General features: G+C 64.0%; 18 protein-coding genes and 2 tRNA genes. 12 read left to right on the forward strand and 8 right to left on the reverse strand.

Annotated elements, in window-relative coordinates; all coding sequences use genetic code 11:
- Together QMC96_04235 and QMC96_04240 are read left to right on the forward strand one after the other, a co-directional pair.
- Window positions 1–584 (forward strand): hypothetical protein (locus tag QMC96_04235; protein MDI6875966.1); only part of this gene is annotated, 584 nt, incomplete at its 5' end.
- A gap of 201 nt (window positions 585–785) precedes the next feature.
- A complete protein-coding gene (locus QMC96_04240; GenBank protein ID MDI6875967.1) occupies window positions 786–1,448 on the forward strand; it encodes an IS5 family transposase in 663 nt (220 codons plus the stop codon).
- Window positions 1,449–2,066: 618 nt separating this feature from the next.
- Here QMC96_04240 and mptA read toward each other — a convergent pair.
- Window positions 2,067–3,008, reverse strand: coding sequence for a GTP cyclohydrolase MptA (mptA, locus tag QMC96_04245; GenBank protein ID MDI6875968.1), 942 nt, complete (start codon window positions 3,006–3,008; stop codon window positions 2,067–2,069).
- A gap of 118 nt (window positions 3,009–3,126) precedes the next feature.
- On the opposite strand from mptA, the gene ilvC reads away from it, so the two are divergent.
- Both ilvC and QMC96_04255 read left to right on the forward strand, forming a co-directional pair.
- Window positions 3,127–4,125 (forward strand): ketol-acid reductoisomerase, encoded by a 999-nt coding sequence (ilvC, locus tag QMC96_04250; protein MDI6875969.1) that lies wholly within the window; start codon window positions 3,127–3,129, stop codon window positions 4,123–4,125.
- 1,043 nt (window positions 4,126–5,168) lie between these two features.
- On the forward strand, window positions 5,169–5,651 hold the full coding sequence (locus tag QMC96_04255; protein ID MDI6875970.1) for an NAD(P)H-dependent oxidoreductase: 483 nt from the start codon (window positions 5,169–5,171) through the stop codon (window positions 5,649–5,651).
- On the opposite strand, the gene purL is transcribed toward QMC96_04255, so the two are convergent.
- Entirely contained in the window at window positions 5,638–7,710 is a 2,073-nt protein-coding gene (gene purL, locus QMC96_04260; GenBank protein MDI6875971.1) for a phosphoribosylformylglycinamidine synthase subunit PurL, read from the reverse strand. The two genes, QMC96_04255 and purL, sit on opposite strands and share 14 nt — an antisense overlap.
- 96 nt (window positions 7,711–7,806) lie before the next feature.
- Between purL and QMC96_04265 the strand changes: the two genes are divergently transcribed.
- On the forward strand, window positions 7,807–8,418 hold the full coding sequence (locus QMC96_04265) for a translation initiation factor IF-2 subunit beta (GenBank protein MDI6875972.1): 612 nt from the start codon (window positions 7,807–7,809) through the stop codon (window positions 8,416–8,418).
- 317 nt (window positions 8,419–8,735) lie between these two features.
- Here QMC96_04265 and QMC96_04270 read toward each other — a convergent pair whose 3' ends face one another.
- The 5 genes from QMC96_04270 to QMC96_04290 form a co-directional block, all read right to left on the reverse strand.
- Complete coding sequence (locus tag QMC96_04270; protein MDI6875973.1) at window positions 8,736–8,999, reverse strand: DNA-directed RNA polymerase subunit L; 264 nt, start codon at window positions 8,997–8,999, stop codon at window positions 8,736–8,738.
- Between the two features lie 77 nt (window positions 9,000–9,076).
- Window positions 9,077–9,796: an MBL fold metallo-hydrolase gene (locus QMC96_04275; GenBank protein MDI6875974.1), complete on the reverse strand. Its 720-nt coding sequence runs from the start codon at window positions 9,794–9,796 to the stop codon at window positions 9,077–9,079.
- Window position 9,797: 1 nt separating this feature from the next.
- Window positions 9,798–11,081, reverse strand: coding sequence for an ATP-binding protein (locus QMC96_04280; protein ID MDI6875975.1), 1,284 nt, complete (start codon window positions 11,079–11,081; stop codon window positions 9,798–9,800).
- A 44-nt stretch (window positions 11,082–11,125) separates the two neighbouring features.
- Window positions 11,126–12,001 carry a type II methionyl aminopeptidase gene (gene map, locus QMC96_04285; GenBank protein ID MDI6875976.1) on the reverse strand — a complete coding sequence of 292 codons (876 nt, stop codon included), beginning with the start codon at window positions 11,999–12,001 and terminating at the stop codon, window positions 11,126–11,128.
- Window positions 11,998–13,125 (reverse strand): Xaa-Pro peptidase family protein, encoded by a 1,128-nt coding sequence (locus QMC96_04290; GenBank protein ID MDI6875977.1) that lies wholly within the window; start codon window positions 13,123–13,125, stop codon window positions 11,998–12,000. Before QMC96_04290 ends, map begins: the two co-directional genes overlap by 4 nt.
- A gap of 62 nt (window positions 13,126–13,187) precedes the next feature.
- On the opposite strand from QMC96_04290, the gene QMC96_04295 reads away from it, so the two are divergent.
- From QMC96_04295 to QMC96_04315, 5 genes are all read left to right on the forward strand, one after another.
- A complete protein-coding gene (locus tag QMC96_04295) occupies window positions 13,188–13,415 on the forward strand; it encodes a hypothetical protein (protein MDI6875978.1) in 228 nt (75 codons plus the stop codon).
- Window positions 13,416–13,449: 34 nt separating this feature from the next.
- On the forward strand, window positions 13,450–13,737 hold the full coding sequence (locus QMC96_04300; protein MDI6875979.1) for a hypothetical protein: 288 nt from the start codon (window positions 13,450–13,452) through the stop codon (window positions 13,735–13,737).
- A gap of 45 nt (window positions 13,738–13,782) precedes the next feature.
- Window positions 13,783–13,855: transfer RNA gene (locus QMC96_04305), tRNA-Asn, on the forward strand.
- Between the two features lie 11 nt (window positions 13,856–13,866).
- A tRNA-Ile gene (locus QMC96_04310) sits at window positions 13,867–13,941 on the forward strand.
- A 102-nt stretch (window positions 13,942–14,043) separates the two neighbouring features.
- Window positions 14,044–15,174: an AI-2E family transporter gene (locus tag QMC96_04315; GenBank protein MDI6875980.1), complete on the forward strand. Its 1,131-nt coding sequence runs from the start codon at window positions 14,044–14,046 to the stop codon at window positions 15,172–15,174.
- A gap of 115 nt (window positions 15,175–15,289) precedes the next feature.
- Here QMC96_04315 and QMC96_04320 read toward each other — a convergent pair whose 3' ends face one another.
- A complete protein-coding gene (locus tag QMC96_04320) occupies window positions 15,290–15,550 on the reverse strand; it encodes an RNA-binding protein (protein ID MDI6875981.1) in 261 nt (86 codons plus the stop codon).
- Between the two features lie 600 nt (window positions 15,551–16,150).
- Here QMC96_04320 and QMC96_04325 point away from each other — a divergent pair.
- Both QMC96_04325 and QMC96_04330 read left to right on the forward strand, forming a co-directional pair.
- Window positions 16,151–17,086, forward strand: a complete 936-nt coding sequence (locus tag QMC96_04325; protein MDI6875982.1) for a PHP-associated domain-containing protein — start codon at window positions 16,151–16,153, stop codon at window positions 17,084–17,086.
- Window positions 17,087–17,319: 233 nt separating this feature from the next.
- A complete protein-coding gene (locus QMC96_04330) occupies window positions 17,320–17,670 on the forward strand; it encodes a DUF5518 domain-containing protein (GenBank protein ID MDI6875983.1) in 351 nt (116 codons plus the stop codon).
- Window positions 17,671–17,694: the final 24 nt, after the last annotated feature.

Here is a 17,694-nt window from a genome sequence, read left to right on the forward strand (position 1 = left end):
CGGACCTGGAGACGGTACGCTCGATTGCCACGACCTCGGATGGTGGATACATCGTCGGAGGATTAACCTTTGAACAAGGGGCACAATATCCAGCCCAAGGAAGGATATTGGTTGTAAAGATGGATGCCAACGCGACCGTCGTCTGGGACGTTTTTCTGGCCGAAACGAACAGTTCCCTGCTCGACATGCATGAACAACCAGATCGCGGGTATACAATCCTCTATGCAGTGGAGGATTCGGGAAAGAATGCGAACAACTCTTGGAAGATCGTCGAAGTCCTGATCAGCCACGAGGGAGCTATCGAGGAGGAGAGGATCGTTCCCTTAACAGAATATCCAAAACATGCATCCGATCAGGGATTTATTCTGATCAGCTTTTCACCCATTCAGTCTCAGGGATTCTTCTCCATGAACAGAACGAATCTGGATCTGGCGGTAAGAAAAGTAGACAGTTCCGGGGATGCGCAGTGGAATACTACGATTCCTTGGGTCTCCACTCCGAGCCGGACGTCGAATGTTATCCATGAAGTCCTGCAGACGGATGATGGAGGTTATGCCCTCCTTGGGGGAAGATACTTCTATTAAGGCTATCCAACGATTCGCTGACTATTCCAATATTAATGAAGTTCTATCGAGTGATGGAAGGGCAATAGGTCCTATCGGGGTGCGATCGTCGTTTTTTGGAAAACGAGGACATCCCAAAAGTATGAGACCCTGGCGAACCCTAAGCCCGGGGCATGACATTTCAGGAAATCAACGACGATCTCTGGGAAATTCTCCGGAAGCATCTGCCTCCCCGGAAACCGCACACCGGCCGGTCCCCGACGCGACCCTCGGCAGATCCTCAACGGCATCTTCTACGTCCTGACCATCGGGTGCACCTGGAGCGATACTCCCACCAAATGCGGTAAAAAATCAACCATCCACCGGTACCACCTCGAGCTCTGCAGACGGGGAGCGTATCAGGCGATCTGGATCTCCTCCAGTCCGGCTAGGACCCCCAGAAGCCCGACCTTTCCCACTGCATCACCGATACCAAGGATATCTCCGCGAAAAGGGGGAGATATCGGGTATGATGGCTATAAGAAGGTGAATGGGAACAAGCTGAGCGCCCTGGTCGATCAGAACGGTCGCCCCGTAGCCTGCACGGTTGCTCCGGCGAACATCCTCGATTCTCTCCTCTACAAGTCAACGGTGGGAGCATTCGAGATTCCCGAAAGATCTGAAAAACCGGGGATCATCACCGCGGATGCGTCCTACGACACGCATGCCATCCGCCAGTATAACCGGAACCGTGGGATTAAGAGCAATATCCCGATCAATCCGATAAAGCGGAAATATCCCAAGAGAGACAGACCGATTCAGTATGATAAGAATCTCTATAAAAGCCGAGGCGCTATCAAGCGGGTCTTCAGCTGGATCGAGGCCTTCAAGAAGATCGTTCCCTGAACGGTATGAACATTCATTCCTGGGGCTAATATACCTGGCTTGTGCCCTCCCGATCTGGAGAGTTTTGGAATGACCTCGTTCAAAAAAACGTTAATGGAAACTGGTTGGATGTCGTCAACGTACCTTCCGTGGATGCAGGGTTCCGGCTGCAGCCCAACGAGATGTTCCTGCGGGTGCGTGCCTGGGACACCGCCGGGGGAGACGGGGATTATGCGATCGACCGCGGCACGGACTACGCTTTAAAAATATGGTACCAACGGCACGATCACGCCCGGGAAATACCGTATCCTGGTCTACGGCCCCCGGGACGACCAGAAGAACTATCCGGTACATTGGTTCACCCTGGTGAAGGGGAATGAGACAGTACCGGCATCGTACTCCGAACAGCTGCACCGGTGCAGCTGTTCTGGTTGCTTGCCGCTTCCCGGACTCTCATGCGGCCTGGTTCCCCCGAGAAGAGCCTTCTGTGATTGTGAGTGAGGTTACCCAAAAAAAGTCCTGACGGAAGAGCTCCCCTTCCGTTCAGCACTATGCATGTGCTTCTGGATACGTCCAGAAAATCCCTATCGGATATAACTACGAAATGGAATCCGGGAGGGTTTGCAGGCTCCCATCCACTCAGACGGGCTCCCCTTCCATCTCCACCATCAGCTCGGCAAGCGTCGCCTTCCGCTCGGCGTAGGCGTTGTGCTGGTGGATGCTCTCCTCGTTCGTCTGCTTGATCGTGATCACCGCATCCGCCGGGAGATCCTTGAACTCCATCAGGACCATTCTCGCCATCTCCCGCACGCAGTCCTCGACGAACCGTGGATTCTTGTGCGCTTCGAGCACCACGTAGCTCTCGTCCCCGCGCTTGAGCAGCTCGAAGATCCGCGCGCTCATCGAGTCTTTCAGGATGCGGATGATCTTCTCCAGCCCCACGTGCTGATCGTCGTCGGTCTCGATGCAGAGGAAACCCCGCCCCCGCTGGTTGTGGGTCGCCATGGGCACCTCCTCGAAGAACCTCTCCATCTTCTCCGCGGGGATGTCGAGATCCTGCATCACCTGCATCGCACGGTCCTTCATGATGTTCTGCGCACAGGGGCAGGCAGTCATCCCCGTCACCTCGGCGCCGATGAACTTGCGGACGATCGGCTCGTCGGCGGTCCGCTTCGCCACCGCGCCCGCATGGACGTTGACGACCTCGTGGCAGCTGGTCTGACTTACGGGCGTCTCGCGCTTGACCATGAACTGGCTCTTCATCAGCACTTCCGTACGATCCGCGTACTCGTGCCGATCCAGGAGCCTGCGGGCAACAAAACTGCAGAGCTCCTCTATCTCCTTGACCTCCCCCTCGATCGCCTGCTGGAGCACTTCGTCGATCACCTCGAAGTTGCGGGACAGGTTGGCGCCCTTCAGGCTCGCGGGCAGATCCACGAAGACATCGAAGTTGGAGATGAAGATGACCGGCCGTTTCCCGGGTCGGGCCACTTCCACCAGTTTATTGACGTTCTTCACTCCAACGCGCGTCAGGTTTATCCGGATATCGGGACAGGTCGACTGTACATCGGGTAATTCCATCGTATAACTCCATTGCCAGGGGATCTCTACCGGCTGACCCCTCTGCCTGGGAAAATAACACGATCAAATCTTTTAGTAATATATAATATTTATTTCCCTTCCGGCCCATATCTCATGCATGGACAATGCAATCAAGAGATACTACGAGGAAGATGCGGATCTCTCCTACCTCGAAGGGAAGAGGATAGCCGTTATCGGATACGGTTCGCAGGGAAGAGGACAGGCGCTGAACCTGCGGGACAGCGGCCTCGACGTGATCATCGGGCTCCGCCAGGGGAAGAGCTGGAGGACGGCGATCGAGGATGGTCTGGATGTCTTTACGGTGAAGGAGGCGGCGAAACAGGCCGACATGATCCAGATCCTCCTCCCCGACGAGTCGCAGGGAGCCGTATACAGAGCGGAGATTGCTCCGTACCTGGAGGAGGGGGACGTCCTCTCGTTCTCCCACGGGTTCAACATCCACTACGGGCAGATCGTGCCCCCCGATAACGTGGACGTGACCATGATCGCGCCCAAGGGGCCCGGCAGGATGGTCCGCCGCCAGTACGAGGAGGGGAAGGGCGTCCCCGCGCTCATCGCCGTCCACCAGGACTTCAGCGGCAGGGCCAAGGAGATCGCGCTCGCCTACGCCCGGGGGATCGGGGCCACGCGGGCGGTCGTGCTCGAGACCACCTTCCGCGAGGAGACCGAGACCGATCTCTTCGGCGAGCAGGCGGTCCTCTGCGGGGGGACGACCGCACTCATCAAGGCGGGCTTCGAGACGCTGGTGGACGCCGGCTATGCCCCGGAGATGGCCTACCTGGAGGTCCTGCACGAGCTGAAGCTGATCGTGGACCTCATCTACGAGGGCGGGATATCCCACATGCGCTCGTCCATCAGCAACACCGCCCAGTACGGCGACCTCACGCGGGGCCCACGGGTGATCGGAGCGGAGGTCTACCTGGCGATGCAGGAGATCCTGGAGGAGATCCAGAGCGGGGAGTTCGCCAAGGAGTGGATCCTGGAGAACCAGGTGAACCGTCCGGTCTTCAACGCCCTCACGGCGAGGGACGAGGAGCACCTGATCGAGCAGGTGGGAAGAGAGATCCGCGCCTTGATGCCGCAGTTCAAAAAATAGCCCTCCGATGAGCCTCTCCTTTTTAAAACCATTCCTCAACACCGCCTCCCGATCCCTTTCGACCGGGGGTACAGCCGCCAGCGGTGCTCTCTGTGCTACCATGGATCCGGTCCGCACCCGCGGCCTCGGCCCGGTGAAAGCTCTCATGCGGGCGACAGGGGGGGATCGGGCATACTTGCTGCCGTTCTCGCGGTAACCTGTCATCTTTTGCAACCCGGATCCTCTCGTGTTCTGCGAATCATTCGCACATCTCTCGGTCCGGTTGCACCGGACCGGGGGCCCATACCATTCGGGGGGGGCGAGGTGCAGGAGGTGAGTGGGTTCCACGCACCCCCGTACGATGGAAGGCCTGTTCCGGATCGCGGATAAGACTCTCCTCGCCGCCGGGGAACCAGGAAAGTTCGACCCGAGCAGGGGTGACAATCCGAACTCCCGCTGCCCCCTGGACAGGCCCTATCCTCCTGAAGAGGGGGAGGAGGGGCGGATGCTTTTCCTCCGGTCCCTGCGATCCCGAGTAGGGCGGCGTGACACGGATGCATCGCTCCCCTGCCCCCTCGATCAAGGTCCATCGCACCAGGGATCCCCTCCGAATCTCCGCCCGGCAGTCCGATACATCCAATTCTGTTGGGTGCACCGGACTCCCCCTGCGACTCCGAAGCAACGTTCCGGGTCTTCTACAGGATCCCAATCGAGTCCTGTCGCTACTCTCCCCCCATTGAAAGAGGGGGGAAGGGGAGGGGAGAGGTTCCCCCGCGCCCCCACCCCGCCAGTCCGGATAGCCTCGGAGGGGGAAAAGATCCCGGGGAGGGAGGGCAGAACATCTCAACTCGCCGCCTCTTATCACCATTCCCGTGCGGATCGCATGATGGATGGCAGGCAGGGAAAGAACTTCCTCCGTCTCCCGGAGTCGCAGGATGGCAACGATGCCATTACGGCCCCAATGTCCCCGCACGGCACTCCAGCACCATACCTCCTTCCCGCCTGCCGGCTCGCAGGGCGGACAGGGGGCAAAGCATATATCCTCCTTCTCGGGATCTTCGGCCATGCCGATATGCTACATCTACCACTCGCGGGACGGCCACACACGGGGCGTCGCCGAGCGCTGCGCCTCCGAACTCGGGGGCGAGCGGATCGAGGTGCGGGACAAGAGCGGCTACAACGCCGTCACGGTATACCTGATCGGAGCGTTCCGCGCCCGGCTGGGTCGAAGGGATCCCATTGAGCCGAAGGCAATCGACGTCTCCGCCTGCGACACCCTGGTCGTGGGATCCCCCGTGTGGGCGGGGAAACCCACCCCCGCCATGAACTCCGCCCTGGACGCCCTGACCGGGGCGAGGGGAAAGAAAGGGATCGTCTACGTCACCTGCGGGGGCTCACCGGGGGTCAGCATGGAGCTCCTGAAGCGGGGTCTTGCCGCCCGCGGGGTGCAGGTGAAGAAGGGGGAGATCTTCACGCACCGGGACCTGCCGGAGGGCGAGAAGATCCAGCGATTCGTGGAGACGGTGCGGCGGGTCAGTAGCGCATAGTGCGGGTGGTGGCGGAGAGCGCCGCCTCGATCTCCCCCTCCTCGAGGACGAGGCGCTGGGATCCGCAGCGGATCCGCAGCGCGTCCCCGCCGGTGGTGCCGATCGCCCGGTACCCGACGTTGCAGAGGGGCACCCCGTCCCGCAGCGCCACCAGGAACCGTCCGTAGGACTCCGAGAAGAGCTCGTCCAGCATGTCGCCCCGGAGGGCGATCTCGGAGCGGGGGGCGAGCCTGGCGAGGGCCGCCAGCAGCCCGCCCCGCGAGATGTCGGTCGCCGCCTCGATGCTGCCCGCCTGCACGAGATCCCGCACCGCCGCGACCGTCCGCGGATCCGCCAGCGGCGGGGCCTCGCCCCCGCAGCCGCTCACGGCGTCGAGCACGGACCCGCCGAACGCCGCCGCGCCCTCGCCGATGACCGCGAGGGTGCACCCGTCCCTCGGGCGGCCCGCCCTCCGCACCTCGCCCCGTCCCGCCATCCCGAGGGAGGGGGTGGGTTTCACCTGGGTCCCGAACTCGTCGCTCTCGTTGTAGAGCGAGACGTTGCCCCCCACGACGGGTATGCCCAGGCGTCTCGCCATGTCCCCGAGCCCGCGCACGCACTCCTCCATCTGCCAGTAGACCTCGGGGTGGATGGGGCTGGCGAAGTTCAGGCAGTTCACCAGACAGAGGGGCTCGGCGCCCAGGCAGGCGAGGTTCGCCGCGTTCTCGACGACCGCGTTCCCCGTCCCCTCGTACGGCCGCAGGTAGATGTGCCGCGGATTGCAGCCGCAGGAGAGGACGAGCGCCCGGTCCTCCAGGCGGAGCACGGCGGCGTCCCCCTCGAGCGAGACCGACCGCAGCTGCACGTGGCGGTCGTACTGCTCGAAGACCCAGTCCTTCCCGGCAACATCCGGATGGGAGAGCACCGCCAGGGCCAGATCCTTTATATCCGCACCGGGCCTCGAAAACGGCCTCTCCGCAGTGTAGGCCCGCTTCTCCCAGAAGCAGAGGGGCGCCCCGCCGGTCAGGAGCGCGATGGGGACGTCGCAGACGATCTCCCCCTTGAACTGGACGATGTAGCGCGGCTCGGGGATCACCTCGCCGATGTCGCTCCAGCAGAGATCGTACTTCTCGGCGATGGCACCTATCCGGGGCACGTCCCCGGGGGCGACCTCGAAGAGCATCCGCTCCTGGGATTCCGCGAGCATGATCTCGACGGCATTCATCCCCTCCTCCCGCAGGTGCACCCTGTCTGCCGTGATGATGCCGCCGAGCGTGCTGCACATCTCGCTGCTGGCGCCGGCGAGGCCGGCGGCTCCCAGGTCTTTGCAGGAGAGCACCGCCCCGCTCTCCACCATCTCCAGGGTCGCGTCGATGATCAGCTTCTCGGTGTAGGGATCGCCGATCTGCACGCTGGGGCGGTCCAGCGCCTCCGCGGAGACCCCAAGGTCCCGCGAGGCGAAGGACGCCCCGCCGAGACCGTCCCTGCCGGTGGCCGACCCGACCAGCACCAGGCGGCTCCCCGGACGCTTCGCCCGCGCCGTGACGTAGCGCTTCGGGTGCACCACGCCCACGCAGACCACGTTCACCAGCGGGTTCCCGCGGTAGCTCTCGTCGAAGACCACCTCCCCCCGCACCACCGGCACCCCGATGCAGTTGCCGTAGTCCCCGATGCCGGCGACCACGTGCTCGAACAGGTAGCGGTTCTTCGCCTCGGCGAGCGGCCCGAAGTAGAGGGGGTCCATGAGGGCGATCGGCCGCCCCCCCATCGAGATCACGTCCCGCACGATGCCTCCCACCCCGGTGGCGGCACCGTGGTAGGGATCCACGTAGCTGGGGTGGTTGTGGCTCTCCATCCCGATGACGATCGCACAGGTATCGGAGAACTGCACCACGGCGGCATCGTCCCCCGGACCCAGGATCACGTTGGGCCCCTCGGTCGGGAGCGTGCGGAGAAGGGTCTTTGTGGAGCGGTAGCTGCAGTGCTCGCTCCAGAGGTTGTCGAATGCGGCGATCTCCAGGGGAGTCGGGTCACGTTTCAGTTCGGCCCGCAGATAGGCCAGGTCCTCGGCAGACAGCATGTACCGTGAAATGTCTGTCCCGGGCTAGATAAGCATGTCTGCACCGGACGGGGCGGGTGCGACCTTTTTCTCATCGCCCGCCCCATATATAAATGCATGACAGACACCTACGAGGAGCTTTTGAAGAAGGCCTACGCTGGCATCACCCGCACCGACGAGCGGCACGAGCGATTCGTGATCCCGGAGCCCCGGGCGTTCGTCGAGGGCAAGACCACGGTGCTGGAGAACTTCGCAGAGATCGCGGACAAGCTGCGGCGCGAACCGGACGAGCTGATGAAGTACCTGGTGGGCGAACTCGGCACGGCCGGCAAGATCGAGGGGAGCCGGGCGGTCTTCTCGGGCAAATTCGACCAGGCGACGATCAGCGCGGTCATCCACAACTACGTCGACGACTACGTGATCTGCTCGGAGTGCGGGCGTCCGGACACCCGCCTCGTCAAGGACGGGCGGGTGCTGGTGCTCCGCTGCGAGGCCTGCGGCGGGCACCGCCCGGTGCGGAAACGGAAGCCCCGTACGGAGGCGGTCGCGAAGAAGTTCGAAGAGGGCGCCATCCTGGACCTGGAGATCCAGTCCCTGAGCAAGCGGGGCGACGGTGTCGTGCGCGAGGGGAAGTACACCATCTACGTCGCCAACGCCAAGCCCGGCCAGAAGGTGCAGGTGAGAATCACCAAGATCGCCGGCTCCATCATCTTCACAGAGCGCGTGTAAAAAAAAAGGCTCTGGAGAAAAGCTCCCCGGCGTATTTTCCACCCATCCCGCGGATGACCCGTCGACGATCCGCATTCCCCCTTCCCCGAGGGGAGGGGGATCGTGCGACAGGGCCGTATCGGACCGGGAATGCCGGGCAGGATGCTCTCTGTCGCACGAAGGGGCCGGAGGAGAGAGGCCCTTCCCCGGAGATACACCCGAGAGCCCTGCACAGGCTCTTGATGGGAATTTCGAGCCAAAAAGAGAGTATAGCAGGGGGACCTCCTCCGCCCCGGCACGGTTTCTGCCGCTCCCCGGGCGCTATCTTTTCTATCCGATCACGGCAGCTCTGCCAGGAGGTCGTCGCATTCGGCTGCGATGCGGCTGCAGGCATCGCGGATCGCGCTGACGGGATTCCGGCTGCCGCGGGTGGTCACCAGCAGCTCGGGATCGGAGAACTGGTACTCCATGCGGTAGCGTGCCACGTCCACCTCGGGATCTTTCAGGATCTCGGAGGCGAGGAGGTTCATGAAGGTGTGGCCTTCGCCGACGAAGAGGATTCGCGCCCTGTTCTCGTTCAGTTCCAGAACCTTGATCTCCATTGCACCTTAGCATACGTCGACGGGACGTAAAAAGACTTTTTATACCCCGGCATCCTGCACCCGCAGGAGGGGGAATCTCACAATCGGATGCACTCCATATCCCTCCCCAGACGGGGGAGGTCCCAGGGCACCAGGTGGCTCATGTGGACCGTCCGGTAATCCCCGGCGCCGAGGGACTCCGCCAGGGAGCAGGCCTCCGCGTAGTTCATGTGCTTGGGAATGCGGATTCCCGGCGGCACGATCGCGTCCAGGAGGAGGAGGTCCACGCCCCGCAGGAGCGCCAGGCTCCGCTCCGGCAGCTCGCTCGCCGTGTCCGCGGTGTAGCCGACGGATGCCCCGTCGTGCTCCAGCAGCAGCCCGCAGCAGGAGACCGGCGGGTGGTTGACGGGAATCGGTGTGATCCGCAGCCCGAAGAGGTCGAAGGGGCGGTAGGGGGGGAGGGGATGCTGCTCGAAGGAGAGGAAGGCGAAGAACGAGGAGCAGTACTCCACCACCCCCGCTGCCCCGTAGACCGGGGGCGTCTCCTGGACGCGGTAGAAGTCGCCGTAGCCGGCGTAGTGGTCGTAGTGTCCGTGCGTCCAGAAGACCGCATCGATGTGCGGCGATCCGCTCCGCAGCAGCTGCTGCCGCAGGTCGGGCGACGTGTCGATCAGGATATGCTTTCCTTCGGCCTCCACCAGGATCGAGGTGCGGAGCCTCGACCGCCCCTCCCCCGACGCCGCGGCGCAGGTGGGGCAGCAGCAGCCCACCTTGGGGGTACCCACCGCGTCGCCCGTGCCGAGAAGCGTGATCCGCATCCTACACCCAGCTGCCGTATTTCAGGGCGTTGCGCTCCTCTACGAGGAGGATGCCCTTCTCCATATCCTCCTCGCCGATCTCCTGCTTCTGCCGCGTGAGCGCGGAGATCACCGCTTCTTTGACCATCATGCGCAGATCGGCGCCGGAGAACCCTTCCGTCCGCGCCGCCAGTGCGTCGAGGTCGGCGCGGCAGTCCAGCGTCGCCGTCACCGACGCCAGGATGTCCCGCCGCATCCGGCAGTCCGGCAGGGCGAACTCGACCACCTGGTCGAACCGCCGCCAGGCCGCCTCGTCCAGCAGCTGGGGGTGGTTGGTGGCGCCGATGAGCAGGACCCCGTCCCGGATCAGGCTGCTGCTGTCGATGTTTTTCAGGAGCATGTTCACCGCACGCTTCATGGCGCCGTGGTCGTCTGTCACCCGGCTCTTCGCCACGTAGTCGAACTCGTCGATGAACAGGATGCAGGGGGAGAGCCTTTTCGCGAACTCGAAGACGCGGTCGATGTTTTTCGAGGTCTCCCCCAGGTACTGGGAGGTGATCATCGAGAGGCGGACCTCCAGGAGGGGCAGGTGGAGGCGGTGCGAGAGGGCGAGGGCGAGCGAGGTCTTCCCCGTTCCCGGGGGCCCCACGAAGAGGATCTTGCCGATCTCGTAGATGCGGTGGGCGCGGAGGAACTCGCGGTGCTGCAGCGCGGTCTCGATCTCCTGCACGAACTCCTGCTGCCGCGGGGTGCAGACCAGATCGGCGAGCCGCTGCTCGATCTCCTCCGGGGCGCTGACGATGAGGAGATCCATCGCCCCGCGGAGCGGTTCGCTCTCCGCGATCACGCGGGATATCTTCGCATCCAGGTACGACCGGGTGTCCTCGAAGAGCGGGTTGCTCTCTTTCGCCGCGCGGTAGGAGAAGTCCGCCGAGTCGAACCGCTCGAAGAAGTAGGCGAGAGCGGGATTGCGCTGGATGCGATCCCGCCCTCCCCGCTTCAGGAACCACCGCGCCGCCGGCTCGACCGCCGTGATGGAGAGACGCTGCCCGAACTCCTCGTAGCCCACGAACGGGTTCTTCCTGACCCGCTCATAGGCGTTCGGGATCCCGAGCACCCGCTGGATCGCCCCTTCGCTCACCATTACGGGGCGTTTCAGCTCCCCACTGCTGCCGTTGACCCCGTAGAGGTCCCGGCACGCCGGAGTGAGATCGTTCCAGTCGAGGGCAGGGTTCTGGTTGACGATCTCGGCGGTGAGCAGCGCCTCCATGATATCCAGGATCTCGTTCGCTTCCTCGCCTGACATGAATGCAACTTTGTACCTTGGACAGGAATCGGAATAATAGTATCTCAGGCCGTGGTGACGATGCACTCGCCCTCCAGCACGATGAGCGTATGCTCGTGCTGGGAGACGAGCGATCCCGGCACATCGTGCAGCACCGGGTACGCCCGCAGCACGCCGCTGCGGACGAGAGTCCCGAGCGCGATGTCGCGTTTGTCGCTCTCCATCCAGCGGCGGGCGAACGGCAGACCCCGCCGCCCCCGCACCTGGTCGAGGAGGCGGCGGGCGGCCGGCAGGCGGACCGGTCGCACCGCCACCTGCTGGTAGATCTCCACCCGGTGTCCCTCGCTCACCATCCCGCTGCCGCTGGTGGCGAAGGGTTCGATGGCAAAGACCGTCCCGGGCGGGATCGCGGCGCCGCTCCCCGAGGGGATGTTCGGGATGTGGGGATCGGTATGGATCTGGTAGGGCGCGAGCCCGTGGCCGGAGAGGTTGGCGACGGGGCGGTACCCCCGCGCCTCGATCTCCGCCTGGATCGCCCTGCCGATCTCGACGATGGGTGCGCCCGCCTGCACCCGCTCGATCGCGGCGGCGAGCGCCCGCTCCGATGCTTCGACGAGGCGGGCGTTGTCCCCGAGGTCGATCGTGGTCGCCGTATCCGCGATGTAGCCCTCGATGTGGACGCCGAGGTCCAGCTTCACCACGTCCCCCGCCTGGAACTCCCGGGTGTCCCCCTCCATCGCGGTATCGTGGGCCGCGTTCTCGTTGATGGAGAGGTTGAGGGGGAAGGCGAGATCCGCCCCAGCCTCCCGCACCAGGGACTCGATCGTCTCCACCGCCGTGAACACCGAACCCCCGACGCGGACTTCGTCCCTCCCCTTCCGCAGCAGGCGGGCGGCGATCGCCCCCGCCTCCCGGTAGAGGTCCAGTTCCGCGTCGTTCATAGTTCCAGCTCCATCGGGTAGCGCGTCAGGCAGTCGAACCCGTCCTGCACGACGACGCCCAGGTTCTCCAGCCGCACGCCGCCGGCGTCCCGGTAGTAGAGAGCGGGTTCGAGGGTGATCACGTTCCCCGACGACAGCGGCTGCCCGCGGGGACCGACGATCGGCAGCTCGTGCACCTCGAGCCCGACACCGTGCCCGAGGTTGTGGATGAAGCCCTCCGTGCCGCTCTCGAAGCCCCGCTCCCGGAAGAGATCGACCACCTGCTGGTGCAGGTCCGCGCCGCTCACCCCGGGACCCGCCCGGGCGGCTGCCAGCGCTCCGGCCTCGCGGACGGCGGCGTACATCTCGCGGATCCGCGGGTCCGCCTCTCCCTTCACCACGGTGCGGGTCATATCCGCGTGGTAGCCCGTCTCCTCAGAGCGGGGGAAGACGTCGATCACGATCGGCTCGCCCTCGCGGAGCGGCCCGCTGCCCCGCACGTGGGGGATGGCGGTATCCCTGCCGCAGGAGACGATCGTCTCCGACGCCTGGTAGCCCTGCTCCAGCAGGAGGCGGTGCATGGCATGCCGCACCCGTTCGGAGGTGAGGGGGGCGCCGTCGCGGTGGAGGATGCCCCTGCGGGGGACCGAAGCCCGGATCAGGGAGACGGCGTAGTCGATCGCCGATTCCGCCGCCCTCTGGGCGGCGGTGATGCGGGCGATCTCCTCCCCGCTCTTCTTCGCCCGCATGGACGCGACCGTCCCGCTGTCCAGCAGCACGCGCCGCGATGCCTGGAGCGCCTGCGCCAGCGCGAAGGGGAAGGTGGGCGGGACCAGGACGTCGCCTTCCACGAGCCCCGCGATGGTCCGTGCCAGCGCCTTCCAGGGATCCCCCTCCTTCTCGAGGTGCTCCAGGTAACCGGCATCCGCGCGGGTGATCGCCTCCGCGGAGGACTCCTGCACCGCCCGCGCGTACTCCATCTGGGAGACGACGATCAGCCCCCGATGACCCCCCTTCCGGATGTAGGGGACGGGATCCGAGGTGACGAAATGTGTGAGGTAGCGCATGTCCGCATCGGCGGAGGATGCATAGAGGAGGTAGGCCGAAGCCCCGCTTCGCCGAACCGCGTCATCCAGTTCTTCCATTAGCAACACCGTATGCCGTGCAACCACAAGTACTTTTATGCGGACGACTCATGTACTGGGTGATGGACGAGGCACACAAGACGGTCTTCAAGACGAAGTTCATCCGGCTCACCCTTCTCCTGAACCTGATCGTCTTCTGCGTAGCGGCAGCCGTCATCATCCTGTTCCTGTTCCCCTCGGCGGTCACCCTGGGCATCTCGGGTCTGCTGGGGGTCGCCGTCATCCTGCTCTCCCTGTACTTCCTCCGCTCCTACAGGGCGGCCAAGATCTGGCTGGAGGAGCATGCATGACTCTGCCCGAGGGGATGCCGGGATCGGTGCTCGCATGCTGGATCGGGTGAAGCTCGAGATCGAACTTCTCAAGCGGCACATAGAGGTGCTGCGGGTGGTGGCGGTCCACCAGCCCATCGGGATCATGAAGCTGGCGGAGAAGCTGGACCTTCCCTACCACCGCATCCGCTACTCGCTGCGGGTGCTGGAGCAGATGGGCTACATCCGCGCATCCCCGGCCGGAGCGGTGGCAACCCCCCGCGCCGAGGAGCTGATCCGCACCCTGGATGCGCACATCGATGCGCTCGTGGAGGAGCTGGAATCCCTGAAAGGGAACACATAACGTTTAAGTCGATCGGGGACCAACTGTACTGGTCACACCAACGATGCCGCCATAACTCAGTTGGTAGAGTGGCTGGCTGTTAACCAGCATGTCACAGGTTCGAGTCCTGTTGGCGGCGCTTTTTTCCACGGGCCCGTAGCTTAGTCCGGTCAGAGCGCCCGGCTCATAACCGGGCGGCCAGGAGTTCGAATCTCCTCGGGCCCACTGCCGATCGTTCTTCTCCCGCATCTCGCGCCCCTGCTGTCAGCACGGAAAGGTCCGCAGAGAGCCATTACCATTTATACAGGCAATGCCATAGGAGATACTGTGCATTCGGGAGAACGGATCGGGCACGGAGGCGCCGGCACGATCGAAGGGACGGTGCTGCCCTCCCCCGGTACGGGAGGGGAGGGGATCGGCGCACGGTTTCCACCGATCGCCCGCACCCTGCTGATCGGGGCCGCCGCGGTCGTCGTGCTCGCCGGCATGCGCGGAGCCGCTTCCATCGTCAGTCCGCTCCTCTTCTCTGCGTTCCTGGCCGTCATCGGTTCGGCAGCGCTCCAGTGGCTGGAGCGGAGGGGGCTGCCCCGCTGGCTCGCGTTCGTGGTCCTGATCGCCGGGCTGATCGTGCTCGGCATTCTCCTGGTCGCGTTCCTCGCCCTCTCGTTCAACCAGCTCCTGGACCGGCTCCCGTTCTACCGTGACAGGTTCCTGGAGCTCGAAGCCCTGATCCGTTCGTCCCTGGGCGGTGCCGGCATCGACTCTTCCGCCATCATCCCGTCCAATGCCGCGATCCAGGATGCCGTCGTGGGACTTCTCTCGTCGCTCATCTCCCTCTTCCAGACGGTTGCCAGCGAGATCTTCATCATCCTCCTGGCAACGGCGTTCCTCCTGGCGGAGGTCCCGCGGTTCCGCGACCTGATGCAGGGGGAGGCGGGCAGAGGAAACCGCATGGTGGCGCACCTGCTTCGGTCCGGCGACGGCATCGTGCGGTTCCTCATCATCCGCATCCAGATCAATTTCATCGTCGGGATCGGATTCGGTCTCTTCCTCTACCTGCTGGGCGTCGATTTCGCCCTGCTCTGGGGGTTCCTCGCATTCGTCCTGGGGTTCATCCCCTACATCGGATTCCTGCTGACCGCGGTCCCCCCCTTTCTCCTGGCCCTGCTCGAGCAGGGCCCGGTCGGCGGGCTTATCGTGATTGCCGGCCTCGTGCTGATCAACCTCGTCGGCGAGAACGTCATCTTCCCCGAGATGGCAGGACGGGGGCTTAACCTCTCCCCGTTCGTCGTGATCGCCTCCATCTTCTTCTGGGGCTTCGTTCTGGGTTGGCTCGGCGTATTCCTGGCTGTGCCGCTGACCTACGTCCTGAAAATCCTCCTCGAGAGCTCGGAGGACACCCGCTGGCTGGCCGATCTGATGGGATCGGGGAATGCGGCCGAGCCCGGGGAGGGCTGACCCGGGCGCTGCAGGACCTCCTGCGGAGAGGAGCGGGGGCGTCCGGGAACGCGAACGCGCCGGCCCTCCCATCCGTCCTGCGGGATCCGGAGGGGAATTGTGCGGGTAAAATTGTCTAGAATCGCCGGAACTCCCGCCGCGGCTGCTGCGGGCGGGCCTCGTCCACCCGCAGCGTGCGGCCCTCGAACACCGTCTCGTTCAGGGCCTCTTTTGCTTTCTCCGCCTCTTCCGGGCTGGACATCTCCACGAACCCGAACCCCTTCCGCTCGATGACGCGGACGTCCTTCACATCCCCATACGGGGAGAATAACTTCCTCAACTGTTCTGCATTGACAGAATACGTAAGGTTGCCGACATACAGTTTGCTGCTTTCCATCCCGGTCTCCTTTTCCAGCTCATTCAGTCTCAATACTAATGTAGCTTTTGGCCGCTCCCCGCCTCCGGGCGATGGGGGCACGGATCCTGCCCGGGCGGGCGGCGGCTCTCCTGCGCGTTCACCGGAACGATCGGCTGTTGGCAGGGCGGCGTGCGAGAGGCACGCGGACCGTTCGAGGCCGTACGGTGCGGTGCGGCATGGCCGTATTCCGCTCGATCCGGTCCCTCCTCCGCCGTGCTGCCGTATGGCGGCGCCAGCATCAACCGGGTATCTCTCCGGCGGATCGCGGTGCAGAATCGTGCGGGCGGTCGTTCTTCAGCCCTCCGGGTGCACCGGGATCCGGGCAGGAAACGGATGGTCCCGGTATGCAGGCCCGGGTCGAACTCCCCATGACGGCATGCGGCGGGGGTCCCCATCCCCGAGAGCCCCTCGCCCGGTCTATCCGCGCGGCATCCTGGTCTCCGCACCGCAGGGCGCCGGGATTCGATCGGCATCCCCGCCGCACGCACCCGCAGAGGGGCGGGAACCGGGGCGCGGCGCGGACCTCCGGCGGCGCCGTCCAGGCGGCTCTGCCGAACAGTTAATCGACCGGAAAGGAGAATGGTACAGTGCACGATGTACCTCGGGAGGGAGCCCATGCAGCATACGGAGGTCTGTTCGGATGTCCTCTTCTCTCGCCCCGTCCCCGCCCAGCTCCGCTGCATGGGGCTCCTCCCGGTCGACATGCATTTCCACACGAACCACTCCGACTCGCCCACGAGGGTGAAGGACGCGCTGAAGCTCGCCGACCGTCTCGGGATCGGGCTCGCCATCACGGATCACAACCAGATCAGCGGCGTTCTCGAGGCCGTACACCTGGATACCGGCGTGCCCGTCGTCCCGGGCATCGAAGTCAGCGCCAGCGACGGCCCGCACATCCTGCTCTACTTTTACAGCGTTGCGGATCTGCAGGAGTTCTACCGGCGGTACGTGGAGAGGAACCGGAGGTCCGCCCCGTATGTGGCGATCCGCCTGAACACGCAGGAGATCCTCGACGCACGCGAGGCTTACCCCTGCATCGTATCCGAGGCCCATCCCTGCGGCTACTTCTTCCTGAGTCAGAGCGTGGAGCGGTGCATCGACGGCGAGTGTCTCTCCCGCGACATCCGCTCCCGTTTCGACGCGGTCGAGGTGATCTGCGGCGGCATGGCGCGGGTGCACAACCTGAAAGCCCTGCAGATTGCCGAGAGAAACCGTCTCGGGCGGACCGGGGGGACCGACGGCCACCTGCTGCACGAACTGGGCGGCGTCGTCACCTGTGCGCAAACCGAGAGCGTGGATGAGTTCCTGGATGCGATCCCCCGGCGGGAGAACCTGGTCATCGGGCACGAGAAGACCATCTTCTACAAGACGCTCACGGGAACGGCGATCCTTCCGCACCACATACCCTATGCGTTCCCCATTCTGCGGGCACGCTGGGAGCAGCATCTGCCCCGGATCCGGAGGTACATGCACTCCCGCCTGAACGGAGGGTCGGGGTCGGTGAAAAAACGGTGAGCCGCGGCAGGAAGGGCAGCATTTTCACAGGATGCCGCAGCTCCTGCAGCGGGCACCAAACCCGCTGCCAGGCCTGCCGACCATGCGTGCGGAGTATACACCCTGTAACGACGCTCGATTGAGGGTTCAGCCGGATTATACCGTATCGATTCATGGATCGTTTCATGAAATCCTTGTTCGGGCGATACGAATATTTTTATAGTCGATTGCGGCATCTTCGCGGCAGTGAGTTTATGGCGGATTTCAGAGGAGGCAACTTCTGGACTGGCGTCATTGCCGGATGGATCCTGATGATCATTGTCGATCTGTTCGTACCCGTGGCGGGACCGTTTGTCGGGGGGTTTGCTGCTGGCTATATCGCCAGGGGCGGCCCGTGGAACGCCGGCATTGCGGGGCTCGTCTCGGGCATACTCGGGGGGATCATCGTTGTGCTGCTCGTCCTCGTCGGAAGTACGGTGCTCCTGGGAGGGGTGGGTTTCTTTACAGCGTTGTTTGTCGGCATTCTGCTGATGGTCGTCCTGTTCCTGGTTCATGGAATCCTGGCGTTCATCGGCGGCGCGATTGCGGGTGCTCTTCGGGGATGACGTGTCCGTTCCGTGTCCAGAGAG

The sequence above is a fragment of the Methanomicrobiales archaeon genome (assembly GCA_030019205.1).
GTDB lineage: Archaea > Halobacteriota > Methanomicrobia > Methanomicrobiales > JACTUA01 > JASEFH01.